Origin of the sequence: Pseudomonas guariconensis, from assembly GCF_015680235.1 — a bacterium.
In the GTDB taxonomy this organism is placed as follows: domain Bacteria; phylum Pseudomonadota; class Gammaproteobacteria; order Pseudomonadales; family Pseudomonadaceae; genus Aquipseudomonas; species Aquipseudomonas guariconensis_A.
Genome location: NZ_JADLJL010000002.1, coordinates 182,148 through 208,534, shown reverse-complemented (window position 1 = coordinate 208,534; position 26,387 = coordinate 182,148). Strand labels below are relative to the sequence as shown.

Annotated in this window: 20 protein-coding genes and 1 pseudogene; 9 read left to right on the top strand and 12 right to left on the bottom strand. The window is 63.2% G+C overall.

From position 1 onward, the window contains the following. Positions 1-76: 76 nt before the first annotated feature. From IRZ56_RS03080 to IRZ56_RS03065, 4 genes are all read right to left on the bottom strand, one after another. On the bottom strand, positions 77-4,717 hold the full coding sequence (locus tag IRZ56_RS03080) for an NEL-type E3 ubiquitin ligase domain-containing protein (protein ID WP_196143563.1): 4,641 nt from the start codon (positions 4,715-4,717) through the stop codon (positions 77-79). A gap of 128 nt (positions 4,718-4,845) precedes the next feature. Then, a complete protein-coding gene (locus tag IRZ56_RS03075; RefSeq protein WP_196143562.1) occupies positions 4,846-9,411 on the bottom strand; it encodes an NEL-type E3 ubiquitin ligase domain-containing protein in 4,566 nt (1,521 codons plus the stop codon). Positions 9,412-9,493: 82 nt separating this feature from the next. Next, the gene (locus IRZ56_RS03070; RefSeq protein WP_196143561.1) at positions 9,494-11,854 is read right to left on the bottom strand and encodes a DNA polymerase II; all 2,361 of its coding nucleotides are present in this window, start codon (positions 11,852-11,854) and stop codon (positions 9,494-9,496) included. 144 nt (positions 11,855-11,998) lie between these two features. Next, on the bottom strand, positions 11,999-12,919 hold the full coding sequence (locus tag IRZ56_RS03065; protein WP_196143560.1) for a LysR substrate-binding domain-containing protein: 921 nt from the start codon (positions 12,917-12,919) through the stop codon (positions 11,999-12,001). A 157-nt stretch (positions 12,920-13,076) separates the two neighbouring features. Here IRZ56_RS03065 and IRZ56_RS03060 point away from each other — a divergent pair, with 157 nt between their 5' ends. The 7 genes from IRZ56_RS03060 to IRZ56_RS03030 all read left to right on the top strand — a co-directional run bounded on the left by IRZ56_RS03060 (position 13,077) and on the right by IRZ56_RS03030 (position 18,495). Then, the gene (locus tag IRZ56_RS03060; protein ID WP_196143559.1) at positions 13,077-13,853 is read left to right on the top strand and encodes a YqcI/YcgG family protein; all 777 of its coding nucleotides are present in this window, start codon (positions 13,077-13,079) and stop codon (positions 13,851-13,853) included. A gap of 2 nt (positions 13,854-13,855) precedes the next feature. After that, positions 13,856-14,485: a LysE family translocator gene (locus IRZ56_RS03055; protein ID WP_196143558.1), complete on the top strand. Its 630-nt coding sequence runs from the start codon at positions 13,856-13,858 to the stop codon at positions 14,483-14,485. Positions 14,486-14,526: 41 nt separating this feature from the next. Then, complete coding sequence (locus tag IRZ56_RS03050) at positions 14,527-15,621, top strand: hypothetical protein (RefSeq protein ID WP_196143557.1); 1,095 nt, start codon at positions 14,527-14,529, stop codon at positions 15,619-15,621. A gap of 177 nt (positions 15,622-15,798) precedes the next feature. Next, positions 15,799-16,476, top strand: coding sequence for a sel1 repeat family protein (locus IRZ56_RS03045; RefSeq protein ID WP_230381093.1), 678 nt, complete (start codon positions 15,799-15,801; stop codon positions 16,474-16,476). A gap of 176 nt (positions 16,477-16,652) precedes the next feature. Further along, positions 16,653-17,354 (top strand): AzlC family ABC transporter permease, encoded by a 702-nt coding sequence (locus tag IRZ56_RS03040; RefSeq protein WP_196143555.1) that lies wholly within the window; start codon positions 16,653-16,655, stop codon positions 17,352-17,354. Next, a complete protein-coding gene (locus IRZ56_RS03035; RefSeq protein ID WP_196143554.1) occupies positions 17,351-17,665 on the top strand; it encodes an AzlD domain-containing protein in 315 nt (104 codons plus the stop codon). The genes IRZ56_RS03040 and IRZ56_RS03035 overlap by 4 nt, the downstream gene beginning before the upstream one ends. Continuing rightward, positions 17,662-18,495 carry an AraC family transcriptional regulator gene (locus tag IRZ56_RS03030; protein ID WP_196143553.1) on the top strand — a complete coding sequence of 278 codons (834 nt, stop codon included), beginning with the start codon at positions 17,662-17,664 and terminating at the stop codon, positions 18,493-18,495. The genes IRZ56_RS03035 and IRZ56_RS03030 overlap by 4 nt, the downstream gene beginning before the upstream one ends. Before the next feature lie 33 nt (positions 18,496-18,528). Here IRZ56_RS03030 and IRZ56_RS23390 read toward each other — a convergent pair. Then, positions 18,529-18,747 (bottom strand): annotated as a pseudogene (locus tag IRZ56_RS23390) (ornithine decarboxylase); the annotation flags it as partial. Here IRZ56_RS23390 and IRZ56_RS03025 point away from each other — a divergent pair. Next, on the top strand, positions 18,682-18,954 hold the full coding sequence (locus tag IRZ56_RS03025; protein WP_196143618.1) for a hypothetical protein: 273 nt from the start codon (positions 18,682-18,684) through the stop codon (positions 18,952-18,954). The pseudogene IRZ56_RS23390 and the gene IRZ56_RS03025 sit on opposite strands and share 66 nt — an antisense overlap. Before the next feature lie 13 nt (positions 18,955-18,967). On the opposite strand, the gene IRZ56_RS03020 is transcribed toward IRZ56_RS03025, so the two are convergent. Next, positions 18,968-20,089, bottom strand: coding sequence for an MFS transporter (locus tag IRZ56_RS03020; protein WP_419183244.1), 1,122 nt, complete (start codon positions 20,087-20,089; stop codon positions 18,968-18,970). Between the two features lie 693 nt (positions 20,090-20,782). Here IRZ56_RS03020 and IRZ56_RS03010 point away from each other — a divergent pair. Beyond that, positions 20,783-21,010 (top strand): hypothetical protein, encoded by a 228-nt coding sequence (locus IRZ56_RS03010; protein WP_043206911.1) that lies wholly within the window; start codon positions 20,783-20,785, stop codon positions 21,008-21,010. Positions 21,011-21,156: 146 nt separating this feature from the next. Here IRZ56_RS03010 and IRZ56_RS03005 read toward each other — a convergent pair whose 3' ends face one another. The 6 genes from IRZ56_RS03005 to IRZ56_RS02980 all read right to left on the bottom strand — a co-directional run bounded on the left by IRZ56_RS03005 (position 21,157) and on the right by IRZ56_RS02980 (position 26,279). After that, the gene (locus IRZ56_RS03005; protein WP_196143552.1) at positions 21,157-21,639 is read right to left on the bottom strand and encodes a copper chaperone PCu(A)C; all 483 of its coding nucleotides are present in this window, start codon (positions 21,637-21,639) and stop codon (positions 21,157-21,159) included. Continuing rightward, the gene (locus IRZ56_RS03000) at positions 21,639-22,247 is read right to left on the bottom strand and encodes an SCO family protein (protein WP_196143551.1); all 609 of its coding nucleotides are present in this window, start codon (positions 22,245-22,247) and stop codon (positions 21,639-21,641) included. The genes IRZ56_RS03005 and IRZ56_RS03000 overlap by 1 nt, the downstream gene beginning before the upstream one ends. 451 nt (positions 22,248-22,698) lie before the next feature. Further along, complete coding sequence (dmpG, locus tag IRZ56_RS02995) at positions 22,699-23,727, bottom strand: 4-hydroxy-2-oxovalerate aldolase (protein ID WP_196143550.1); 1,029 nt, start codon at positions 23,725-23,727, stop codon at positions 22,699-22,701. Positions 23,728-23,738: 11 nt separating this feature from the next. Then, complete coding sequence (locus IRZ56_RS02990) at positions 23,739-24,647, bottom strand: acetaldehyde dehydrogenase (acetylating) (RefSeq protein ID WP_196143549.1); 909 nt, start codon at positions 24,645-24,647, stop codon at positions 23,739-23,741. A gap of 16 nt (positions 24,648-24,663) precedes the next feature. Then, positions 24,664-25,455, bottom strand: a complete 792-nt coding sequence (locus IRZ56_RS02985; RefSeq protein ID WP_196143548.1) for a fumarylacetoacetate hydrolase family protein — start codon at positions 25,453-25,455, stop codon at positions 24,664-24,666. Next, on the bottom strand, positions 25,452-26,279 hold the full coding sequence (locus IRZ56_RS02980) for an alpha/beta fold hydrolase (RefSeq protein ID WP_196143547.1): 828 nt from the start codon (positions 26,277-26,279) through the stop codon (positions 25,452-25,454). The genes IRZ56_RS02985 and IRZ56_RS02980 overlap by 4 nt, the downstream gene beginning before the upstream one ends. Positions 26,280-26,387 lie beyond the last annotated feature (108 nt).

Genomic DNA, 26,387 nt, shown 5'->3' with positions numbered 1-26,387 from the left:
AGCGTGAGCCTAGGTACCAGGGATCGCCAGGAGGCGCTAGATACCTACCGCCACAACACAGGCTCGCCGAACGAAATCAGCGTTCGGGGGCGCCTTGGGCGGCGGGCGCCAGTTCCATGGCTTCACGGGTCAGTTCCAGCATCAGGTCTCGCTCGCCTTGGGCACGCTCCTGGTTCACCTGGTTGATCCGTGCAAGGCGTTCGGCCTCGGGAACTTGCTCATCCTCCATCAAACTTTCGACCCGTTGATGAAACGGTGCATTGAATTCATCGAATCGACTGCTCTGGGTCCGGCGCAGGTGCAGTTGCCAAAAGTCGCGGTCCACGAGCGACGCTGCCAGGCATTCCGGCGTCTCGGTCTCCAGCACCCGGGCACGGGCGGATTCAATTTGCCAAGCCTCGACATGAGCAAGGTCCAGAAACTGCATTGCACGGGTCTGCACCGGCAAGTCCAGGTCGCTACGCAGCGCAAGACGGTAGGCCAGGACGATTTCGATTGGGTCGATTTCGTCGATTTCGCCAGGGGCGATTGCTGACGCCAATCGCGCCTGGATATCCTGCCGGGCGATGCCATCGAGCGTCTCCAGCCGCCAAAGCTGTCGCCCCAGATGAAGCAAACCGTGCTGCACGTCACCTGAGGCAGGCTGCTGTGCCTGCCATACCAGCGCCCGAACTTCCAGATCACTGAACCGCAGCGCTACGCTGTCGACGCAGGTCAAGGCCCCGGCATTGACGAACAATTCCTCGCGCAACGCGGGGGCGCGGATGATCGCATCCAATAGGGCATATACCCGGTTGGCCAGGTTCTGGGCGCCAATGCGCTGCTGGAACTCGGTAGTACCCAACAGATCCTGCAGCAACGCAATGAATTCCTCTGCGCCCGGCAATCCCTCGGCCTCGGCCCACAATGCCGCCATGTCGTCCCGCTGTTCACCGCTGATCGCATCGATCCAGCGCAAACGGGCAGGTATGGCAGACCCCACGCCCGCGCCCATGCCTTGTCGTGCTGTTTGCACCACCTGCAACTGCGCCTCCGGCAATGGATTGCCCGCCATCCGCACGACACCTGCTGTCCAGACCCTGGTATGGAAGAAACTGTCCTGCAAAGCGGTTATCTGGTTGTCGCTCAGGTCCAGGGTACGCAGCCATTGGCAGTTCGAAACGCCGTCAGGTATTTCCACCAGGCCCGTATTGCGCATGTGCAGTTCACAAAGATTGGGCATGCCGTGCAGAGGAAAGCCTTGCCCCAATGGATTATGGGAAAGGTTCAAGTAGACCAGGTTTCGACAATGGCTCAGGGTCAGGCGCTGCCCGTTGTCCAGCGTGATGCCATTGCCATAGAGATCCAGGTATTCCAGGTGCTCCATGTACATCAGGAAGTCGGGCAGACGGGTCACGCGGTTTCCGGACAGCTCCAGGGTCTGCAGGTTGGCAAATGCTCGCAGGAATCCGTCGGGCACCTGCTCCAGGCCAAGCCCTCGCAATGAAAGCACCGCCACATGATTGAACCTGACCCCTTCGGGCAAGTCCGGAAGAATGCCTGGTGCGATCTGCACCTGTGACCACCAATAGCGGACATTCGGGCTGTCATTCTCACCGCCAATCATGACCCGACGTTGCCAGCAACCGAGCATCGCTTCGGCGAACGCGAATCGGTCGTCCTGCTCCGCAGCATTGCGACTGGCCCCGATCCAAAAAGACAACGACCTGGACAGTGACCGCAGTTCCGCTTCCAGTTGGGCAAGCCTTATCTCCACGCCCTCGACCGAGCCGCGGATATCTTCTATGAACGCGATCACCTGCGCATCGGTGAACGTGGGGTACAACTCTCGAACCCTGGCCATCAACCCCTGCGGTGCCGGTTGCTCACGGCTGGTTCCAGGCCTGCGTCCACTCAGCGGGTAACCGATCCGGCCATCGGACTGGCGCAGCGGCATCCGCAGCCAGCCCATCGGTTCCCCCGCGCCCAGCAGTCGCTGCACCTCCTGGCGCTGACGCAATGCCACGCGCCCCACCATGACCCTGAGGTTATGCGCCAACGGCTCGCCTACGGCCAAAGCATTACGCTGGCTTTCGTCAAACGCACTGGCGATTACTTCGAACAGCTCACCGGCATCGCCTTGTATGTGTCCATGTCCGTTCAGCAGGATGAACCTGCCGTTGACATGCACCAGATCGAAGGCACTGTCACCTGCTTCGCCGGCATACAGCAAAGCCCCCCCGACATAGCGCTCGAACAAACGCCAGCGGATCCTCGCGCCCCGGAAAGACAAATCGTTGAGCAACCCCAATACCACACGGGCCAGGTCCACTGTTTGCGGCGTATCGAAATACAGCGCCTCGTAGACCCGTACCGTGCGCAGGCGCATTACCGCGGCCCTGGCCGCATTCGCCAGACGCATCGAGACTCGCCCGCTGTCGAGCAGACGCTGCCGCTCCTGCGCACTTGCTGCGTCGAGAAGCGCCTGGGCCACGCGCCGATGCAGGCTCGGGAAAACCCGGCGCAAGGCAGCGGTTCCCGGGCTGTCGCTATCCTGGAACCCCTCATACAGACGTTGCAGCAACAATCGTCGCTCACGCCAGGCCAGCTCCGCCAGCGCATGGTCTGGTAGCGCCTGCGCGCCGGGCAGGTGCCGGGCTCCCTGCAATACCACCAGGTCATCGCAGGATTGCCCCGCACGTAAACGCTGCACCGCCCTGCGAATACGCAGATCCAGGCCAATGCGCATTACGCTGTCCAGCAACTCGGCGTCCGGGACGCGCCCCTGGATATGCAGCCCTCTCAAATGCTCCGCCCCCAGGTCATGAAACGCCAGCAACTGCCCGATCCGTTCATCGTCCAGCTCACGGAAACGCCCGCCCAGACGACGAAACAAGTAACGTGGGTCCTCCCACTGCCCCGGGTTTTCCGACCACAGCCGCCAAGCGCCGACACCGTTGTGGCGCAACATCGGAGCATATGCTTCGCGCGGCCACCATCGGCTCATGCTCCGTGCCGGCAGCAAGTGCCACTGGCCGTCCTCGGTGCCCTGGCGCACCGGGTAGTAATGGCCATCCATCTCGACCCACGTGCGTCCCTGCAGATGGTGCACACCGGCCTCATCGCGCACTGCCCCGGCCGGCAAGGCTTCACTGCGGTAGGCTGCCAGGTCCTGGTTCCACAGCTTCGTCGCGCCCCCCTCCAGCCGCGCCGGTACAAGACTGTCGACCACCGCTGAGCGGTTCCAAAGTCGGCTCGCCACGGTCGCGCCCACGGCGGAGACACCCACCAAGGCGACATCCCGAGCGACATTCAGGAGGTGGTCCAACGCCTCGCTGGTGTCCCCTTCATGCCAAGCCTCGATACTATGAAACGCCTCGCCCAGCAGTTCCCAGGCACTGACCGCCAGCAAAGCCATGCCTATCCCTGGGACGAAGAAACCTGCCAGGTTGAGCAATGCCCAACCTTCGGCGTTCAGGCGCTCGTCGTGGGCACGCTGCACCTCCCGGTCCAATTGCGCCACCGGCACCGCGATCATCGCCGCGTCGTCCATGATGTGTTCGATGCGTGCGCTCGCCAGGCTGCCGAACAGGTCCTGGGGATAGGCAAGCGCGTGCTCGTCCAGCGCCGCGTTGGCCAGGTCCGACAAACCACGGTAGCGCTCGCGCACCGTCTGGAAGAAGCCCTGGGCATCGCGGCGGCGTACGAAACGGCTGAAAAACTTCTGGTACTCCGGGGTACGCAAGCGTTTGCCCAGGTCGTTGGCGAAATAGCGCAAGTCGCGGTAGCTGCGCCATGCCCCCTGGGGGTCGCCAGGCACATGCACCAGCACACGCCGGCTGGTATCGCGCAATGTGCCTTGGTCGATCACATCGAGCACGACGATCTGCTCCAGCGAGCAACCCAGCAGCTTCAATTGCTTGGCGACCACAGGCGCACCATCAAGCCGCAGAGGTCCGCGCAACAGACACAACATGACCACCAGGCGAAGTTCTGCATCGCTTAGCGCACCACTGCTGCAGGCCCTGTAGGCATCGACCAGCATGGCGTATCGGTGACTGCGCGCCAGGAGTGAAGCGACGTTCTCCCATGGCTCGTCATGCTTGGCGCTCGGACGCAGGACCGCCTCCAGGTGGCGCTGGTACTGCCCGCCCACGTCGAGCGCTCGGCACAGGGCGGCGAACTCGATGGCCGAGGGGATGGCCTCGGGTATCCCCTGGGGATTGACCAGGCTATTGTCCCTGGCCTGAAAATCTTCCTTGGTCCGACCTGAGAACAGATCCTCCAGGGCTGTCCCGATCCGCGACCATAAACCGGTGTCGGCAGGCGCTTCACGGGCTTGGGCTTCGTTGTGAGTGAAATTGCGCAGTGCCGCCTCGACCAGGGGAATATCCTCGTAACGGGCCTGGCTCAGGTGGGTACCGACAGGTTGGCTATTGATTACAGGCTCCCAGCGCCCATGACGAAAGCGCCAGTGACCGACCTGGTAGCGCACGCCATAGCGGGCCTCGAGGGCCTGCTGCAGTTTCAGTGCCGCAAAGGCATCGATCGGCTGGATACGCTCCAGCACGTTGCGCACGCGTTGCTGGAAATACAGGCTCAGTTGCAACGCCTGTTCCAGCGAGGCCCGTTGGCTTTCGTCTGCAGCCAGCAGCCAGGAAGGCAGGCGCTTGGCGATGATGCCATCCTGGAAGGCCTGTGCCGCGGCGATGCCCACCGGCACGTGTGGAATATCCATGACTCGTATCTCCTGCTTGGGGAGATACGAGCCTAAGCAGCGCGTCCTGGCGAGCGACGCTATTTAACTACTACCGTGCCCTCCTCCTGGGTTGGAAGTCGGCCGCACACAGTGTGCCCAACGACGGATCACACATCGATCGCCGGTTCTGCCGGGCCGATGCTCATCGCCTCCTGGGTCAGCTGCAACAACAGCGCATGTTCTGCTGTTCGCTGGGCCTGGTGCTCCGTGCTCACCCTCGCGTCGATCCGCGCCAACTGTGCCTGATAGGCTGCATCGCTGCCGGGGGGCTGCCGTGGTGCGGACGCCAGCAGATCTTCGCGCCAGGCCAGCAGGCTGGCGACACGTTCATGGAACGGTGCGTTCAAGGTTTCGAAGCGCTCGGCAAAGGTTTGCGTGAGGTATTCGCGCCAAAACGACTGGCTGATCATCCAGTCGGCAAGCGCGTCCTGTTCCCGCTGCTCTTTGGCCAATACCCAGTCACGGATTCGCGCGACACGCTCCGCACTCAGGTTGGCCTGCGGGAGGTACTCCATTTCCACCGGTTCGATCGGCAAGTCCAGCGCCTCGCGCAAGGCCAGGCGATAACCCAGGTTCACTTCGAGCGGCTCCAACATCGTGCCCTGCGCTTCCCAGATCTGTGTGTCCTGAAGCAACCGGTAATCCACCTGGTCCAGCCGCCACAAGCGCAGGCCCAGGCGAAGCAAAGCGTCGCCCTGTCGGTCAGGCGGCGCATCCTGTCGCGCCCTGGCAACCAGCACACGCACTTCTAGATTACTGAACCGCAGGATGGCGCTGTCATGGCAGGTCAGTTCATCCTGCGCATGGGCGAACAACGCCTCGCGCAAGCTGGCATCGGTCTGCAGGCTCTGCAACATGCTCATTACCCGCCCGGCCAGGGCTCGGGGCTGCATCTGGAATTCCCGTGTGTCCAGTAACCGTTGCAACGTCTCGATGAAACCCGCGGCGCCTTCCTGCCCCTGAACGAAAGCCCAGCCCTGCATCATGCGACCGCGCTGATGCGCCTCAAGGGCATCGCTCCAGCGCTGGACATCGATATCCTGCTGCCCTGCCCTCAAAAACAGCCTAGAGGCTTGCGAATCTTCGTCCCTCAGCGGGTTGCCGTCCAACCGCAGGACACGTCGTAGCGGCACGCTAGCCTGGTAGTATTCCGGCGGCAAGCGGCGGATCCGGTTGCCGCTCAGGTCGGCGAACTCCAGGGCCTCTGCCTCGAGCAAGCCGCTGGGTAAGCTATCGATGCCGGTGTCGCGCAGAAACAGTCTTTTCAGGCCTACCATGCGGCTCACGGAAAAGGTCATGCCCAACGGGTTTCTGGAGAGGTTGAGATGGCACAGGTGCTCGCAATGCTCCAGGTTCCATCCTTGCGTGCCACTGAGCGCGATCTGGTTATCGTACAAGTCCAGTTCCCGCAGATGCGCCAGCTGTTCCAGGTATGGCGGTATCCGAGTCAGCCGGTTACGTGCGACCTGAAGGATGCGCAGGTTCGGAAACGCCCGGACGAAGGCCGCTGGCACGCTGCGTAAATCCGTGGCGCACAGCGAAAGCTCTACCACGTGGGCGAAACTGACCTGTTCCGGAAGCCGCGGTAACACACCCGGCCTGACCGAATGCACGATCACGCTGTGAAGGCCTTCGCGCAGGTTGAATTGAGGAATGTCGTCGGTGATGCGCTGCCAGCGACGCAGCAGTTGGTCCATGATCTGCGTCCGGGCCCGCCGCGTCTCACCGGCTGGGCCTTCCAGCACCCAGTCGTTGAGCGTCCGTCTCAACGCATCGAACTCACGGCCAAGCTGCGCCAACGCCTCCTGTACCGTCCTGCCTGCCTGGCGCACCTGGGCCTCCCAGGCGGCTACCTCGCCGTCGGTGTATTGAGGATGGAACCGCCTGAGTTCCACCCGCAAGGAGAACGGTGCAGGTGCGGGACGCCAGCCAGCGCCTCGCCCACTCAAGGGGTAACCGATTCGACCGTCGCCAAGCCTGCAAGGGGCCTTGAACCAGTCTTGCGGCCCGGTTGCCTGCAACAGACGCTCGACGTCCTGGCGCCGCGACACCGCCAGGCGCGATATCAGGACCCTGAGGTTATGGGCGAAGGGATCGTTGATCTGCAACGCATGACGTTGCGCCTCGCCATAGGCGCCAGCCATGGTTTCGAACAGCTCGCCAGTCTCGCCAACGGGCGCTCCATCGGCATCGAGCACCAGAAATCGGCCGTTCAGGTGTATCAGGTCGAAGGAGCGCTCCCCTTGCGTCGTCATGATCGGCACGCCCTCGTCGAACAAGCGCCAGCGAATGCCTGCCGCCGGCAGATGATCGAGCAGGCTTAGCACGACTCTGGCCAGGTCGACATCCTGCGGGGTGTCCAGGTGCAACGCCTCATAGACCCGGACAGTGCGTATTCGCAAGTGTGCGGCCCGCCCGGCCTGGGCCAGGTTCAGCGACACCCGGCCGTGCTCGAGCAGGCGTACCTGGTCTTCCTGGCTGGCCGAGTCCACTATGTCCAGCGCAACACGCGTCGGCAGGTTTGCAAACGCCCTGCGCAATGCCCTCACCGCAGGGACTTCGCTGGCCTGGATGTTCTGGTAGATGCGTTGGAACAGGCGCCTTCGCTGGTTCCAGGCCAGCTCGGCCAACGCCTGGTCAGGCAACGGGACCGCGCCGGCCAGCAATTCGGCGTGCTGGCGAACCATGACGTCCTTCACTTGCATGCCGGCGCGCAAACAGCTGACCATGTCGCGGATGCGCTGCTCCAGCAAGATGCGTTCTACCGTGTCCGTCAAGGTCGTATCCGGCGCTCGACCAGACACATGCAGCGCCCTGAGGTCATCGCCGTCCAGGCCATGGAACGTCAGCGCCCATTCGGCCTGTTCCCTGCCGAGCGCACGAAAACGCCCACCCAGCCGTTGCCACAGATACAACACATCATCCCAGTACACCGGCTGCTGCGTCTCCAGTCGCCAAGCGAAAGCGCCGTTGTTGAGCAACCGCGGGGCATGGCGGGGCTTTAGCGGTTGCAGCCATTTGCCTGGGCGACGCTGAGCATCGAGCCGCCATTGGCCATCGCGCAGGCTTACCGGGTAACGATGACCCTCCATGTCGATCCAGGCCGCCTCCCCGAAACGCAGGATGCCGGCCTCGTCAGCAACGGCCCGGGCCGGCAGTTGCGCACTGCGAAAAGGTGCCAGGTCCTGGTTCCACAGCCGTCTGGAACCGTCTTCAAGTTCGGCAGGCACCAAGCCATCGACCAGCGGCGAGCGCCGCCATGCCCGGCTCGCCGCCCCCACGCCTGCCGAGGTGACACCCACCAACGCAAGATCGGTGGCGACATTGATCACATGGTCCAAGGCTTGCTCGTGATCGCCATCCTGCCAATCCTCGATAGCTTGAAAAATCTCCCCTAGCAGCTGCCAGGCCGTGACCGCCAGCAACACAGCCCCGAGCGTCGGGATGAACATGCCCGCCAGATAGACCAACGACCAGCCTTCGGCGGCCAGGCGCAGGTCATGCTCACGCTGGACTTCCCGGTCGAGCTGCGCGACAGGCGGTGCGATCACCGCGGCGTCGTCCTGGATCCTTTCGACATGGGCCTGACCCAGCCAGACGAACAGCGGCTTGGGGTGGGCGCTCAGCCGTTCGTGCATGTCGAGGTTGGCCCACAGCGGCAGGTCCGCATAGCCTGGCGTCACCGTGTCGAAGAACGCCTGGCTGTCCCGTCGACGTACGAAGCGCCTGAAAAAATACTGGTACGTCTGGTCGCGCAAACGCCGGCCGAGTCCGTAGGCCAGCTCGCGCAAGCTGGAGAACACGCTCCAGGCACCAAACGGATCATCCGGCACATGGATCAACAGGCGCCTGCTGTATTCGCCGAGCCAGCCGCGGTCGATGACATCCAGCACCACGATCTGCTCGAGCGTGCAACCGAACAGGCTCAGTTGTCTGGCCACGACCCGATCGCCTCCAAGGGAACTCAGCTGGTTCTGGGTACACAATTGAGCGATCAGTTCGAACTCGCCCTGGGTCAGGACGCCGCCCAGGCATCCCTTGCCTGCATCCACCAGCATGCTTTGCCTACGGGCATTTGCCAGCAACGATGGCAACGACTGCGCGGGGTCAGGCTGCACCAGTCCATTGCGGAGATGCTGCTGGTATCGGGCCCCAAGATCGAGTTCACGGCACAATGCGGCAAACGCGGTGGCCGAGGGCAAGCTCGCCAGGTCAATGTCAGGGCTCGACAGGCGATTGCCCTTCGGTTGCCGCCCAGGTTCGGCCTCGTCACGGGTGAAGTTGCGCAGCGCAGCTTCGACCAATGGCATTTGCCGATAGACCGCCTCGGTCAGATGGCTGCCGACCGGCTGCTGGTTGATCACAGGCTCCCGGCTTTCGACGCGAAACGTGCTGCTGCGTACATCGAGCGTCACGCCAAAACGCTCGTGCAGCGCTTGCTCCAGCCGCGTCTGGACAAAGCCGTCCAGTGGCTCGATCGCTGCCAGGACACGTTCGATTTGCCTGCGCAGACGCAGGCCTTCGCGCAAGGCAGGCGTGATCGTCGCCAGTTGTTCGGGGCTTGCCAGGCGCAGCCATGCCGGAAGTCGCTCGTGGATGAAGTGGTCCTGGAATGCGCGCTCGGCTGCGATCAGGTCTGCCTTATTGCCGCCCTGGATATCATTACCCTGCATGTCCTTGCCTCTGCGGGAATACAGCGTGCGAGGCTAGGAACAAAACGTCGGGCGCAAGCAGTAGATAGCTACTGCCAGCGGCTCAGAACAGCAGCAGCTGTCGATCGGTCAGTGCGCAGAAGTCGTCGCCGACGAAGGGCAGGATGGCATCGGCCACAGGCTGCAATTGGCGCGCCAGATAATGCTCGTGATCGATCGGCGATTGCTGGTTCTCCAGTGGCTCAGGGCCCGAGGTCGTGATGACGTAACTGATCCAGCCACCGTTCTGGTACTGCTGTGGCCGCCCCAGCCGCGTGTTGTATTCATCCGCCAGACGTGCAGCGCGTACATGGGGCGGCACGTTACGCTGATACTCGGCCAGCGGCCGGCGCAAGCGCTTGCGATAGACCAGCAACTCGTTCTGCTCGCCAGCCAGGGTGCGCCGTACGAAATCACGCACGTAGTCGCGATAGGGTTGGCCCCGGAAAATGCGCCCGTACAGCGCCTGCTGGAACTGCCTGGCCAGCGGCGACCAATCGGTGCGCACCGACTCCAGGCCTTTGTAGACCATGTCCTCCTGGCCGTTCGCGCGCCGGACCAGGCCCGCATAACGCTTCTTGCTGCCTTCATCGGTGCCGCGGATCGTGGGCATGAGGAATCGTCGGTAGTGGGTTTCGAATTGCAGCTCCAGTGCGCTCTGAAGCCCCATTTCCACCTGCAGGTGTTCGCGCCACCAACGGTTGACCTCGGCCACCAGAGCGTGCCCGATGCGTGCCGCCGCCTCTTCGTCATGGGGGCCCTTGAGCCAGACGAACGTGGAATCGGTGTCGCCGTAGATCACGTCGTAGCCCTGGGCTTCGATCAGTTGCCGGGTCTGGCGCATGATCTGATGGCCGCGCAGGGTGATGGACGAGGCCAGGCGCGGGTCGAAGAACCGGCAACCGCTGGAGCCGAGTACGCCGTAAAAGGCGTTCATGATGATCTTGAGGGCCTGGGACAACGGCGCGTTGCCCGCTCGCTTGGCAGCCTCCCTGCCCTGCCAGACCCGCTCGACGATCGCCGGCAGGCCGTGCCGGCTACGGGAGAACCGCGCACCACGAAAACCTTCGACCGAATGCGCGTCATCGGGTTGGCGCAGGCCTTCCACCAGCCCCACCGGGTCGATCAGGAACGTCCGGATGATCGAGGGGTACAAGCTTTTGTAGTCGAGCACCAGCACCGAGTCATACAGGCCAGGGCGTGAATCCATGACGAAGCCGCCAGGGCTGGCTTCGTCCGGCCGGCTGCCCAAGTTGGGCGCAACGTAGCCCAGCCGGTGCATCGAAGGGATGTACAAGTGGCAGAACGCAGCCACCGAACCACCACTGCGGTCCACCGCAAGACCGGTGACGGTGCTGCGCTCGAGCAGGAACTCCAGCAGTTTGGTATGGGCGAAGATGCGCGTGACCAGCTCGCAGTCCTTGAGGTTGTAACGCGCCAGGGCGGGCTTGTCCTCGGCGAACATGCGGTTGATTTCATCCATGCGCTGGTAGGGCGTATCGATGGCCTTGCCTTCGCCGAGCAAGGTTTGCGCGACGCTTTCCAGGCTGAACGAAGGGAAACTCCAGGTGGCCGAGCGCAGCGCCTCGATACCGTCGATCAGCAAGCGCCCTGGGGCGTCGGCGAACACGTGGCTACGACTGCCATGGGCGCGCAAGGTCAGTGGGGCACCCTTGCGTCCAAGGGCCAGCGGCACCTGCAGGCGCGCGGCATGCTCGTGCAGCAGGCGCAGGTCGAACTGCACCAGGCTCCAGCCGATGATCGCGTCCGGGTCGTGCAGGGCGAACCACTGGTTCAGGCGCTCGATCAATTGGCGACGGTCGTCGCAGTATTCGAGATCGAAATCCACTTCGCTGGCATCACCGTTGGCGGGCCCGAGCATGTAGACCTGGCGCTGGCCACAGCCTTCCAGGGCGATGCTGTAGAGTTCGCCACGCTCGGTGGTCTCGATATCCAGCGAGACCAGACGTAGCGTCGGTCGGTATTCGGGCTGAGGTTTGAGTTGGGCATCGCAGTACACGCCGTGGTCATCCGGCTGGCCGCTGAACAGCACCGGGGCGGTGATGAACCGCTCCATCAGGTAGCGCTCGGGCGGGCGGATATCGGCTTCGAACACCTCGATACCCGCACTGCGCAGGCGCTGCTCGAGCTGCATCAATTGCCGGTGTTGCCGGCAGTACAGGCCCAGCACCGGACGCTGGTCGAAATCCTGCAGGCCCAGGGGTCTGAGTTCGACGCCCTGCTCCTTGGCCAACAGTACCTGGGCATGCTCCCCTTGCTGCGCCGGGATGAACGCCACCGACACCTGTGGCGCCAGGCGTATCTGCCGCGGCCCCTGATCGGTGGCGAGCCAGAACTCCACGCAGGTGCCTTCTGGCGTGTCATGCCAATGCCGGGTGAGGACAAAGCCCTGCTGCAACTCCACGCGTCGACCTCGAATCGTTTTTCATCAGCGAATGTGCATTCTACCGCTGTATGGCACTTCGTCGCTGGCCAGGCCGGCGAAGGGTTGCGCCGTGGCACAAAGAAGATGCAGCCGGCCTGAGCGATCGGCTGCAAAGCAGCCCCATCAACCGTAGAGATAGTCGATATCCTTGTACGCCAGTGGCGGCACCTGGCCGAGCAGGAACTCGCGCAGCCGTTGCATCTGGCGCGCCTTGGGGCTGGCCTTGAGCCAGGTCATGTAGTAGCCATCACCGGTGGCTACGGCATGCTTGAACGGCGTCACCAGGCGGCCGGCGGCCAAGTCGTTGCTGGCCAGCACCAGGTCGACCACGGAAATGCCCAGGCCCTGCTGGGCCGCGGAAATTCCTTGGTCGAGGGTATCGAACACCTGGCCCTGGCCAATACTGATATCCAGTGCGTCCATCCGCGCCAACCAGCGGCGCCAGTCACGGCGGTCCGGCGAGGGATGCAGCAGTTCGCAGCGCTGCAGCACCGACAGGTCCGTGACTTGATCCTGCAGGTAGTCGGGATGGCACACCGGGATCAACCATTCATCGAACAGCTTCAGGCTCTCGACATCGGCCGGGAATCGCCCACTGCCCAGCAGAATCGCGCAGTCGTAGGGCTCTGAATAGAAATCCACCGTGTCGATGTCCATCCAGACGCTCGACAGCTGCACACTGCAGCTGTTGTCGACCTTCTTGAATCCGTCCAGCGCCTTGAGCAACCAGCGCACGGTCAGCGTCGAAGGGGCCTTCAGACGCAGCCCATAGCGGTCCTGGCGCAGCAGCGAGCATGCATTTTCGATGATCTTGAAGCCGACCTTGAGCTCCTGAGCCAACAGCCGGCCGTGCTCGGTGAGGCGCAGCTTGGGCCCGCGCCGTTCGAACAGGTCGCAGCCGAACATGGCTTCGAGGGTCTTGACGTGGTGGCTGATCGCGCCTTGGGTCAGTGCCAGCTCTTCGGCCGCACGGGTGAAGGATTCGTAGCGCGACGCCACTTCGAAGGCACGCAGGGCGTGCAGCGCGGGGATCCTTTCCGTCATCGAGCCATCCAGTAGAGCATGAGTGAGACTAATAGTAGGTCATAGTTCCACCCGTTTTACAACGCGGCATCGTTCTCTGAAAATGCCCTTAAAACACAAATATCAAGGGAAACCGCGTGGATCTCGCGGTCAAATTCATTGAACACCTGGGGAACTCATGTTTACGGGTTATGGAAACTGCTATCGCCTGGATGCGCTAGAGCTGGCCGCTGAACATATCCAGACACACCGACATTGGACACAGATAACCATCGCACATTTTCGCACTCTCCTCGCCGCTCCCGACTTCCCCTGCCTGTTCGGGCGCAAGGCGGTGTCCGCCGAGAGCTGCCATATCGTCTTCGCCCAGGCGCAGACGCTGGCCCGCGACATCGCCCAGGGCCTTACCGACTATGTCCGCACCCTCGAGCCGATCCCTCTGAAACAACGTATCGGTATGCCGCTGCTGGCGTTCCTCGAGACCGATGCCAGCAGCACCTTGGCCGAGCAGCAGGCCCTGGCCTGGGCAGTTCTGCAGGACGTGCACAGTCTCGACCCGCGTCCCTGGCCCGCCGAGGTCCCTCGCGACCCCCATGACCCCCACTGGTCGTTCTGCTTCGCGGGCATGCCGTTGTTCATCAACATGAACTTCCCTGCCCACCGGCAAATGAGAAGCCGCAACCTGGGCGAGCACATCGCCTTCGTCATCAACCCCCGGGAAAGCTTCGACGAGGTGGCCAGCGCCGCCACCGAAAGCGGGCGACGCATCCGTTCACGGATCCGCGAGCGGGTGCGCCACTACAACGACGGCGTCGTCCCGGACACCCTGGGCTTCTTCGGCCAGGGCGACAATTTCGAATGGCGCCAATACCAACTTCAGGAACCTGGCTCGCTGAACCCGGCGCGCTGCCCGTTCCATGTCCATGCACCAGCCGATACCCTGATCGAGAACTGAACGTGAATACCGCACTCGCCGCCACCTATGCCCTCACCGTCCTGCTGCTGATCGCCACACCCGGCCCGGTCGTGGCATTGATCGTCAACACCGCGGCCGCCTCCGGCCCGCGCAAGGCCCTGTTCACCGCGCTCGGCACCAATTGGGCTTCGCTGGTACTCATCGGTGCCGCCGCCTGGATCATCATGACCAGCGCCGCGGTGGACAAGGCCTGGCTCAGCGGTCTGAGCCTGCTGGGCTGCCTGTTCATCGGCTATATCGCCGTCGCTACCCTGCGCGAGGCGCTGCAGGCGCCCGCTGTGCAAACCCCGGCGGATACGCCCGAACAACCCGGTCGAGGCGGCTTGCTGCAAGGGTTCATGGTGGGTATTTCCAACCCCAAGGACATCATCTTCTTCATTTCCTTCTTCCCGCAGTTCATCCAGATCACTGAATCCTTCGGCAAGAGCATGGTGGTGTTGTCGCTGCTGTGGATCATCATCGATTTCGCCGTGCTCAGCCTGTACATCTTCGCCATCGGCAAGATCGCCTCGCAGCGCAGCAACCGCCTGATCACCCTGGCCTCCGGCGTCGCCTTGTTGCTGATCGCCATCGCCGGCCTTGCCTACAACATCAAGGAACTGGCCGGCTGAGCCGCGCCACTGCCGAGCCTGGTGTGCCAAAAGGAGCGCCCATGAGACCGATCGACCACGCTACGAACGTTCCGGGCAACCCTGTTCCGCTGCAGCAGGACTACCAACGCTTCCTGCTGCTGGGCAGCCGCCGCGCGCCGCACACGCTGTACATGCATGAGCGCGGCTATCGCTCCGGCACCATCAATACCGACAGCTTGGGCATGCGCTACAGCCACTGTCTCGGAAAGCGCTTCTCGGTGGCCGAGCACCACGGTACGAAGCGGGTTAACCTGTTGGTGGGCGGTTCCACCACCCTGGGCATCGGCGCCAGCTCCGACGAACACACAGTGGCCTCGTACCTGTCGGCACTCACCGGCGAAGTCTGGCTGAGCCTGGCCGGCTGCGGGCTGAACGCCACCCAGGAGTTGTTGATGTTCCTGACCCACCAGCATCGATTTGGCGAAATCGGCCATGTGGTGGTGCTCAGCGGCCTGAACACCTTGGCCCACGAAGCCTTGGATGAAGTCCTGGCCTGCGAGCATGGCCCGGAGCAGGCTTTGTCGTACCTGGGCCTGCTCAACAGTTTCAACGAAGGCGTGCAGCACACCGAAGGCCCTCGCAACGCGTCGTTCTGGCAGCGCCTGGGCCAGGCCCTGGCGCCTCGCAGGGCGGCTCCCATGCCCAGTTGGACGCTGTCGGCACCCGACAAGCGCCTGGCCCGCGCGGCCGAAACGATCGGCCGTACCCTACGGCAGTGGGATCGTCTGCTGGCCGATGGCCACGCAACCCTCACCTTCATTCTCCAGCCCTTGTTGCCCTGGTGCCGCGACAGCCTGCCTGTCGCCGAGCAAGACATGCTCGATACCCTGCAACAACAGCCGACCAATTTCGATCGGCTGCTGGCCGACGTGTTCGACAGCGAACTGCACATGGCCTTCTTCCGCCGTATCAAGGCCCAGGCCGAAGCCGTGCCATGCTACGACATGAACTGCATGTTGAGCAGTTCCCCGGTGTTCAGCGAGCCGTTGTTCGTCGACCGCCTGCATTTCAATGATCGGGGCAACAATGCCCTGGCCAAGGTGATCACCGCGAAACTCGGGCTGGCCCAGGAAAAACAGGCCAATCGCAAGGCGACGACCATCAAGCTCGTCTGACAAAATAGGAATGGTCTTTCAGACTGCCCTTCGGGGTGGCTAGAATACGACGTCGTCGCTCCCGATTCGCTTGAGGCACGTGTGTAACGCCATGACCATCGAAGCTGCCCCGCTGCACCTGGCCGCCTGCCTTGGCCGGCCTGCCTGCGAGACCCGCCCGTGAATCGTGCTGTCTTCTTGTCGCCATTGCTCCTGGGCGTGCTTGCGCACACTGCCCAGGCGCTGGACGTGCAGATCGACCCACACGCCGACCTGCTCTATCGCCAGGCCCTGCCCCTGCTCGAGCAGGCCGACAGCCAGGATGACACCCCCAGCCCCCTGCGCACTGCGATAGGCGGCGACCCGGAGCTCAGCCGCCAAGGCCAGGCCCTGGCCCGCACATTGCCCACGGCAGTGGCCTTGCTGAAGAAATCAGTGGCACTTGGCCACCCCGTAGCCCAGTACCGGCTGGCCTTGTACTACATGACGTACCTGCCTGCCACGCAGATTCCAGATGCCGCCTGCCCGTTGCTGGAAGCCAGCCTGCAACAGGGTTTCGCCCCGCCAGCGCCGGCGATCGCCACCTGGTGCCCGCCGTATAACGCCAGCCCCGCGTACCGCCAGGCACTGGAGGCCATCCCCAGCATGGCCACCCTGTATGCGCCTTACTACCCACAGCCTGCGGTTCGCCTGGCCTGCAACCGCAGCCAGCCGCAAGGCCTGGAAATGCAATGGGGGCGCCAGCGCGACTATCAGGCCGAGGTGTACCGCCTGCTCGGCGACCTTGATCCGCAGCGTCGGCAGCTACTGCTGCAAAAGGCCGTAGAGATCAACGGTTGCGCGGCTGCCCAACAGCGCCTGACCAGCCATCGCTGATCGAGACGCGTCGTAGCCCAGCCACGGCGAGGCGCGACAACGCCGCATGAGCGCAAAAAGCGCCGCGATTCAGGGTTGTTGTTTGTAAAACACCACACTAGGGTAGCAAGAACGTTCAAGCCTCCCCTCTCGTCCTCTGGCATGCTGGTTGTCCCAGTCGATTCATAGTCACCATCATGTCCTGCAGCCCACCCGTCGCCCGTCAAGCGTTTCTCCACGGCGCCCTCGCCATCATGCCCCTGTCCCTGGCTGTCGCCCCATGGGGCTTGCTGGCCGGGTCCATGGCCATCGAGGCCAACCTCAGCGCCTGGGAGGGCCAGGGGCTGTCTGCTATCGTCTTCGCCGGCGCCGCGCAACTGGTGGCAATCGGCATGCTCAAGGGCGGTGCGAACCTGTTCTCGATCCTGCTCACCACCTTGCTGCTGACTTCCCAACACCTGCTTTATGGCCTGTCCATGCGCCCGGTGCTTTCCAACCAACCGCTGCGCTGGCGCCTGGGATTGGGCTTTTTGCTGACCGATGAGTTCTTCGCCCTGACCAGCCGCTATGACCAGCAACACTTCAACCGGTGGTATGCCTTGGGGGTCGGCCTGACGTTCTATGTGGCCTGGAACCTGTTCACCCTAGCCGGCATCCTGCTTGGCCAGAACATCCCGCATTTGGACCAGCTTGGCCTGGATTTTTCCATCGTCGCCACCTTCGTCGCACTGATCGCGCCCCTGGTGCGTAACCTGCCCACTGTGGTGTGCGTGGCCGTCTCGCTGTTCTGCTCGGTGCTGTTCAGTCACTGGCAGTGGGAAACCGCCCTGGTGGTTGCGGGCCTGCTGGGCATGAGCGCCGGCTTCACCTGCCAGAAGCTTGGCGGAGGCCGCCCATGACGTGGTTGCTGATCTTCGCCATGGGCCTGGTGGTATTTCTCAACCGCTACGCCTTCCTCGAACCACGCCTGCCCTTGCGCCTGAGCTCCAATGCCCGCCAATTCCTGGGCTTCGCCGTGCCAGGCATGCTGACGGCCATCTGTGGGCCGATCATTTTCCTGCCCGGTCACCAGCTCGACCTGAGCCTGGCCAACCCGTACCTGCTGGGTTCGCTGGTGGCGATCGCCCTGGTGCTGTTGACCCGCAGCGTGTTGCTGAGCATGCTGGCCAGCATGTTGATCTTCTTCCTTTTGCGCAGCTGGCTGGCATGAACACGCCCCTGCGCGAACAGACTCACCTCTGGCAGGCCCCGGCGCTGGGCGACGTGGAGATGCTGCATGCGCGGTATTTCCAACAACGCTTTGCCCCCCACGTGCATGAAGGCTATGTGTTCACCGTGATCGAGTCCGGCGCCCAGCGCTTCTGGCATCGCGGCAGCGAACACCTGGCACCGGTGGGCAGTATGGTGCTGATCAACCCGGACGAACTGCACACCGGGGCCACCGCTCACGAAGCAGGCTGGCGCTACCGCGGCTTCTACCCCGAGCACGAGCGGGTGACCGGCGTGCTGGAGGAACTGGAGCTGGGTCGGCATGGCAGGCCGCACTTCAAGGACAGCGTCATCCAGGATCCGGCGCTAGCCGCCATGTTCAGCCAGTTGCACCAACTGTCCGAAACCGGCGCCAGCGCCCTGGAGCAGCAGACCGCCTGGCGCCAGGCGGTGCTGGCCTTGGTCCAGCGTCATGGCCACTGCGCCCAGGCCCGTGCGCCAGGCAACGAACCCCTGGCCGTGGCACGGGCCCGTGAGCTGTTGGAAAGCCAACTGGCCGACCCGCCCTCATTGGAGGCCTTGGCAGCAGCGGTGAACCTGTCGCCCTTCCATTTCGCCCGAGTATTCCGCCAGGCCACCGGCCTGCCACCCCACGCCTGGCTCAAGCAACGCCGCCTGGCCCGCGCCCGCGAATACCTCAAGAGCGGCCTGAGCGCCTCGGACGTCGCCTTCTCCTTGGGCTTTGCCGACCAGAGCCACCTGAGCCGGCAGTTCAAGCAGGCCTATGGCGTCACCCCCGGCGCCTACCGGCAGGCGTGCCGCTTTGCGTAGGCTACGCTCGGGTGCGGCATGTGGAACGTCCACCCGATAGATTCCGTCACCCAGCAAGCGTCGCAGGCGCACCCCTGCCGGATGCAGCTCCAGGCATTGTCCCCCCTGATGGCCCGGGCAGGCATAGGTGGGCCTGCGACGCGCGCTGAATGCGGCGACAGCACGCGTGAACGGCGGCAGCGTGCGATGCTCGTACGCTTCGGCCGCGGCCTTTACCCGCGCCTGCTCATCGCTGCCCAGGGACTTCGGCAAGCGGATGGCGCCCAGCTCCGAGCAATGCTTGGCCTGGAGCGGCTCGTGCGCCTGGCCAATCACGAACAGGGGCACCTTCCAGCGCCGTACGGCTTGAGCCACCTGATCACTGACCGCATCCCGCGGAGTGAGTACCAGCGCAGAGGCATGGGCAAGGTTTGCGCATTGCGCGAAATCGACCATTTCGGCCTCTCCCCACTCGCTTGAGGAAAGGGCCGCACTATGCACGATCGTGATGGTCATCCAGACCTCCTTGGGTGATCCAACGTAAGGGCGCGAGGACAAGCATGAGTGTCATCCCGATGAAGGTCGCCGGCCCCACCAGCACATAGACGACGCTGGCGATCAAACCTGAAAAAGCGTCGCCGATTACTGCGGTGAAGTAATACAACGAGAAGTTGCGCCCGACCTCGTGCTCGCCAGACAGGCACTGGATATTGGTCACGATGGCGATATCCACGAACGCCCCCACGAACCCCACGCAAAACAGGATGAGCAGGAACAGCCCGCTGGCGTATTCCAGGGCTACGGCGGCTGCGAAAAACAAGGCACCGTACAGCGCCCAGTAGCGCATCACCAAGCGCGCCGTGGTGCGCTTGTTGAGCCGGGTATAAAGCACGCCTCCCAGTACGGTCCCGGTGGCCAACAGGGAAAATACGTAGCCTACCGCCGCTTCGGAAGAAAAATGCTCGAGTACCGAAGCCGGCAGGATGAAGCGAATCACCGAGGTCGCGAACATTGCACAAAACGTGGTGCAACAAATCACGGCGAACAGAGGCGCATTGCCGGCACGCATCTGGCCGACGCTATGCGCAGCCTCACGCACGAGGCTCATGCCATCGAAGGCTACCATTTGCTCTTTTTCGACCCGTGACAGCGTGGCAAGGGCAACAGCCGAACACAGCAGGCAGACGGAAAAGAACAGGAAGGTCACCTCAGTGGTGTACAGCAACGCGATGGCGGAAAACACCAGCGGCCCGACGATAGACGCCGCATCTTCGACCACCTGAAGCCCACTGTTGACCGAACAGAGCACGTCCCGCTCGACGATGCTGGGAAAATAAGCACGGAAGGTGGGGACATACAGACAGTCCAGTGCGGTCATGAACATGGCCGTCACGGTCACCATCACCAGGGCCGGCTCGGTAAAACTGAACACGCCGAAGAACAAAAGCACCACGAGGCACTTGCCCATTTCTACCCAAACCAGGGTACGTTTGCGATCGCCGTTATCCGCCAACCAACCTCCAATGGGCGAAAAGACCGCGCTGGGCAAGTAGCGAAAGAAGTAGACCAAGCCAATCAACAGGAGATCCGCCTCGGCTATAGCTACCACCACCACAGCGAAGGCAGCCTCGAAGGCAAACTCCCCACATTTGGAGAAACAGTATCCGGTCGCAAGCGCCCTGGTGCCTGCGTCAAGTTCAAAGCCTGCATGTCGCTTCGTCTTCCCTAGCCGGCCGAGTAGATCAGTTCGTCTTCCGTAATATCGCGCCCAGGTGTGTCGAGACGCTCGTAGACCAAGCGCTTGAGCACGTTCTGCTCGCTCTCGGGAGTCAGGTAGAACATCAGGTTGCTGTACCAGAGCCAGCCCAGGTGGGTCAGTGAGACTCAGAAAGCAGAAAGAGCCCAGGGACATCCTCGCCGCCTAACTCTAAGTTATGCGTCAGATCATCTTTTGACGTATTCCTTAAATTAATCGCAACTCCACGGTAGACGTACAACGCACCACCAACAACCCACTACTTGTAACAAAACCTTTTGCAACAAATGCTTCACGCGAACAAGTAGGAAACTTCCCACTCACAAGAAAAAAGTTAAACGCAAGAACTTCAAGCCTTTCAAGATCAATACCGTTTTACTTACAAAATATCGAACTTCAATAAACAGGCAGCGCACGCAGGCCCATACAGCCTTTGCCGCCTATTCGTCGGATGAACGGTTGTAACGCATACCGGTTTGGCAGGCCTGGCATTGCGCCGAGCAGAACCCCCTACCCCTGCTAAACTGAGTGGGCTGAACGGAGGATCCTGCCATGTCCGATAGAGAGCTCACCACCCTCCTGACGCTGATGAACCAGCGCCAAGCCTGTTTGAGCAGTGCTTGCAAGGAGATTGCAGACTGGATCGACCGGCAGGGCGATGTGCCCGCTGCTGGCAAGATCCGCGCAAGCCTCAAGGCTCTGGAAGCCGAAGATGCCCAGGTGCGCAAGACCTTGACGTCGTTGACCATCGAGCGGCCGCTACCCAGGTTTCGTAGCTGAGCGCCGGTCGTAGCTGAGCGCCGGTCTAAGTGACATGGGGCCATTACGCGCCCCTGAAACGATACAAGGCCGCCCCTACGCCACCCACCGGGTGCCTGCAGGTGCGGCCTTGCGTCATGCCGGGAAACCCAGCGGTACTTGAACGATCAGTGTTGCATGTGGCCGTGGTCATGCCCCGCTTCGGCGGCCAGCGGGCGTACGGGTGCCTGCACCTCTATGGTCTGCTTGGCACCCTTGGCGTCTTCGATGACCAGGGTCAGCGGCACCTGTTCGCCTTCCTTGACCTGCTTGGCCAGGCCCATGAGCATCACGTGGTAGCCGCTCGGGTCCAGGCTCACGGCCTTGCCGGCCGGCAACTCCACAGCCTTCACCTCACGCATGCCCATCACGTCGCCGTTCATGGTCATTTCATGCACCTGCGCGGTCTTGGCCACGGGCGAGGCAACGCTCACCAGCTTGCTGTCGGTATCGGCGGTCAGGGTCATGAAGGCCCCGGTCGATTGCTGGTGCGGCACGCTGGCGCGTACCCAGGCATCGCTCACGGTGGTCTGGGCCAGTGCCGGCAGGGCCAGGCCCATCAGCGCCAGGGCGACCAGGCCGCGTTTGATAGGTTGCAGTGAAACAGCCATTAGCAGATCTCCATCAGGGTGACCAGGTCTTCGGCGCATTCCTTGGCAGTCAGGGAGTGGCCGAGGCTCAGTCGCAGGGTGCCACGTGTATCGTAGACGTAGCTGGTGGACGAATGAGAGATGGTGTAGGTATCACCCGCCGGGACTTTTTCGTAGAACACCTTGAACTCCTTGGCCACCTCGGCGATTTCCTCGGGGGTGCCGGTGAGCGCGGTGAACGAGGGGTCGAAGGCCTTGACGTAGGCATCGAGCACTTCCGGGGTGTCACGCTCCGGGTCCAGGGTGATGAGCACCACCTGGAACAGGTCACGGTCGCGGCCCCTGAGCAGTCTCCTGATCTGCGCGGCACGCGCCAGGGTGGTCGGGCAGACGGCGGGGCACTGGGTGAACCCGAAGAAGATCATCGGCATCGAGCCATAGAAGCTCGACAGGGTGCGTTCGTTGCCTTGGGTGTCCTTGAGCCGGAACTTGCGGCCGAGGATTTCGTTGCTCATGTTCTTGCCGTACTTGAACTCGAGCCCCCGGGCCGGGTTGCAGCCCGCCAGCAGGCCAAGCCCCAGCACGCCCATCCCGGCGACGACAGCACGCCGGGTCAGTAAATCAGTCATGGAACCATCCTTTACAGGGAAGGTGCCGGCCCCTGGGATGGGCCAGCTGAAAACCGGGGCATTTTGGCATGACACCCCCCGGGCATCCAGCCGACAGAGGTCCAACCCCGCGCAAGCCATTGAATTCCGGGCTGCGTCTTGTTGTCGCAGGGGTTGATCTCGTAACACTTTGTTGCTCCACGTCAGGGTGCGGCACATATCCTGCTAACGCCGATGGAGCGCAGCGCCGCTCTGGTCGTTGCGCCCCCGCGAACAAGGGCGAAGCCCTTGCCAGCCGACGGTGATATCGGGCCCGACCCAATCGCGGGACAAGCCCGCTCAGGATTACCGCAATCCTGAAATAACGCTGTCCTTGTGGGAGATTCTATGGTTGTGGGCAAGCCGGCGCCCACCACCCCTTCAAGTATCACCATACAAGCGGGCTTGTCCCGCGATTGGGTCGGACCCGATATCACCGTCGCCCTTGATCGCGGGACAAGGTCAGGGCCAGGTCTTCGATCATGTCCTCCTGCCCGCCGACCGTACCGCGACGGCCCAGCTCCACCAGCAGGTCACGGGCCGGGATGCCGTACTTGGCCTCGGCACGTTTGGCGAACAGCAGGAACGAGCTGTATACCCCGGCGTAACCCAGGGTCAGGGCATCGCGGTCCAGGCGGATCGGCTGGTCCATCATCGGCACCACCAGGTCCTCGGCCACGTCCATGATGCGGTACAGGTCTACGCCACTCTCCACGCCCATGCGCTTGAGCACGGCGACGAACACTTCCAACGGCGTATTACCGGCGCCGGCACCGAGCCCAGCCACCGAACCGTCGATACGCACCGCGCCGGCATCGATAGCGGCCAGGGAGTTGGCGATCGCCATGCCCAGGTTGTGATGGCCATGGAAACCGACCTCGGTGCCTGTCTCCAGGCCATTGCGCAGCACGGCGATCTTCTCGCTCACTTCGTCGGGCAGCATATAGCCGGCCGAGTCGGTGCAATAGATGCAGTTGGCGCCATAGCTTTGCATCAGGCGCGCCTGCTCCAGCAGCTTTTCGGCGCTGACCATGTGCGCCATCATCAGGAAGCCCACGGTATCCAGGCCCATCTTGGCGGCCATGCCGATGTGCTGGCCGGACACGTCGGCCTCGGTGCAGTGGGTCGCGACGCGAATGGTCGAGACGCCATGCTCGTGGGCCATCTTCAGATGGTCGAGGGTTCCGATGCCCGGCAGCAGCAGCGCCGAAACCTTGGCTTGCTTGAGCTTGGGAATCACCGCGCTGAAATACGCCTCGTCGCTGTGGGCGGGGAAGCCATAGTTCAGCGAGGCGCCACCCAGGCCGTCGCCGTGGGTGATCTCGATCAGCGGCACGCCCGCGGCGTCCAACCCGGTGGCCACGTCCACCATCTGCTGCAGGCTGATCTGGTGACGCTTGGCGTGCATGCCGTCGCGCAGGCTCATGTCGTGCAGCAGCACATTCTTACCTTGAAAATTCATCACCACTCTCCTCAGCGGGCCGGCAATTGCAGGGTGCCCTTGTGGGCTTCTTCGGCGAACATCTCGGCGGTGCGCAGGCCGGCAGCGGTCATGATGTCCAGGTTGCCGGCCGACTTGGGCAGGAAGTCGCCCAGCCCTTGCACTTCGATGAAGATCGACACCTTGTTGCCGTCGAACACCGGGCCGTTGACCAGCGTGTAGCCGGGCACGTAGCGCTGCACTTCCTTGACCATGTCCAGCACCGAGGCGCGGATGGCGTCCTGGTCGGGGGTGTCGTCGGTCAGGCAGTGGATGGTGTCACGCATCATCAATGGCGGCTCGGCTGGGTTGATGACGATGATCGCCTTGCCGCGACGGGCGCCCCCGATGCTTTCCACGGCACCTGCGGTGGTGCGGGTGAACTCGTCGATGTTCTGCCGCGTGCCGGGGCCTACGGAACTCGACGACACGGTGGCGACGATCTCGCCATAGGCCACTGGCTGCACACGCGATACCGCCGCGACCATGGGGATGGTCGCCTGGCCGCCGCAGGTGACCATGTTGACGTTCATCGCGAGCTTGGCGGCATGTTCCTTGAGGTTGACCGGCGGCACGCAGAACGGCCCGATGGCCGCCGGGGTCAGGTCGACCATGATCACGCCCAGCTCGTTGAGCTTGCGGCTGTTGTGCGCATGCACGTAGGCGGAGGTGGCGTCGAAGGCGATGCGGATGTCATCGTCCAACACATGGGGCAGCAGGCCGTCGAGGCCCTCGGCGGTGGTCTTCACGCCCATTGCCCGGGCCCGCTTCAGGCCCTCGGACTCAGGGTCCACACCCACCATCCAGACCGGCTCTATCCACGCCGAGCGGCACATTTTCATCAGCAGGTCGGTACCGATGTTCCCCGGGCCGATAATGGCCGCTTTCAGTTTTTGGCTCATGGGCCTTGCTCCTCGATCAGGCTCGGAAGGACACCTGGGCACTGCCCAGGCCGTCGATGGTCAGGGAAAAGCGGTCGCCTGCCCGCACCGGCTCCAGCGGCACCAGCGAACCGGAGAGAATCACCTCGCCGGCCTTGAAGGGGATGCCGAAGGCGCCGAGGGTGTTGGCCAGCCAGGCGACCGCGGTCAACGGGTTGCCCTGCACCGCCGAGCCCAACCCTTCGCTCAGCGGTTCATCGTTCTTGAACACGCGCATGTGCAGCGCCGGCAGGTCCAGCTGGCGTGGGTCGACCCGCTCCTGGCCGAGCACGAACACGCCACAGGACGCGTTGTCGGCGACGGTGTCCTGGATACGAATGCGCCAGTCATGGATGCGCGAATCGACGATCTCGAAGCACGGCGTGATGTAGTCGGTCGCCGCCAGCACATCGGCCTCGGTGACGCCCGGGCCGGCCAGGTCATGCTTGAGCACGAAGGCGATCTCGCCCTCGGCACGTGGCTGGATCAGGCGGTTCTCGGCCAGCGAGATGTCGGCGCCGTTGTCGAAAGCCATGGCACGGGTGATGAAGCCAAAGTCCGGCTGGTGCACATCGAGCATGCGTTGCACGGCTGCCGAGGTAACGCCGATCTTCTTGCCGACGATACGATCGCCGGCCGCCACCCGCCGCTCGATGCAATGCAACGAGATGTGGTAGGCATCCTCGATGCTGATCTGTGGCCAGCGCTCGGTCAGCGGCGCCAAGGTCTGGCCATCGCACAGGGCCTGGTACAGTTCGTCGCCGTGCTGGCGACGCAGTTGCGCGCTCATGGGCGGCCCTCCTTCAAAAATGCCAGGCAGTCACGGTTGAACAGGTCCCGATGCTCGACCATCACCCAATGGCCGCATTCGCTGAGCAGTACGAAGCGGATGTGTCGGCAAGCCTGCATCAAGGTGTCGACACCGGAAACGGGGCAGAACTTGTCGTTGATGCCCCAGAAGCCCAGGATCGGGCAGGCCAGTTCCGGCAGGCGCTCGGCCATGTTCGGCACTTCCATGGTGGAGAGCACGCACGGTGGCTGCTGCGCCACCACCGCGACCCGCTCGGCCACGGTGTCGTCGTCGATCAGCGAGGGGTCGAACAGTTGCAAGCCGAGCAGGCGTTTCATACCGGCAGCGTCACGCAGCTCGCCGCTGGCGAACGCGGCGGCCATGCGCTGGATGCCTTCCATCTGCAGGTAGTACTGCGCCTTGTCCATCAGGCCGCCCGGGGCCATCAGCACCAGGCGCGTCACCCGCCGCGGCTGGCGCAGGGCGATGGCAATGGCGATGGCACCGCCCAGGGAGTTGCCGACCAGCGTGCAACGCTGGATATCCAGGGCATCGAGCAGGCCCAGCAAGGCCTCGACGAAGAAATCCAGGGTGTAGGCGGTTTCAGGTTTGTCCGAGGCGCCGTAGCCCGGCAGGTCGGGCACGATGGCGCGGTAGCCAGCCTCGGCGAACACCGGGTAGTTGTGCTTGAAGTTGCTGTGCCCGCTGGCGCCCGGACCGCTGCCATGGATGAACACCACCGCCTCGCCCGAGCCGACATCCTGATAGTGCAATTGCAGGCCACCCGGCAACCTGACCTTGTGCCCTTGCGCTGCTGCGCCCATGGGGAACCTCCCGGCTTGTTGTTGTACCGGGATTATTCAGAGCCGCCAGGGCAGACGGCATCGTCCGACAGGACTACAACACCCCTAGTCCCTTTGGACGTAGGCCCG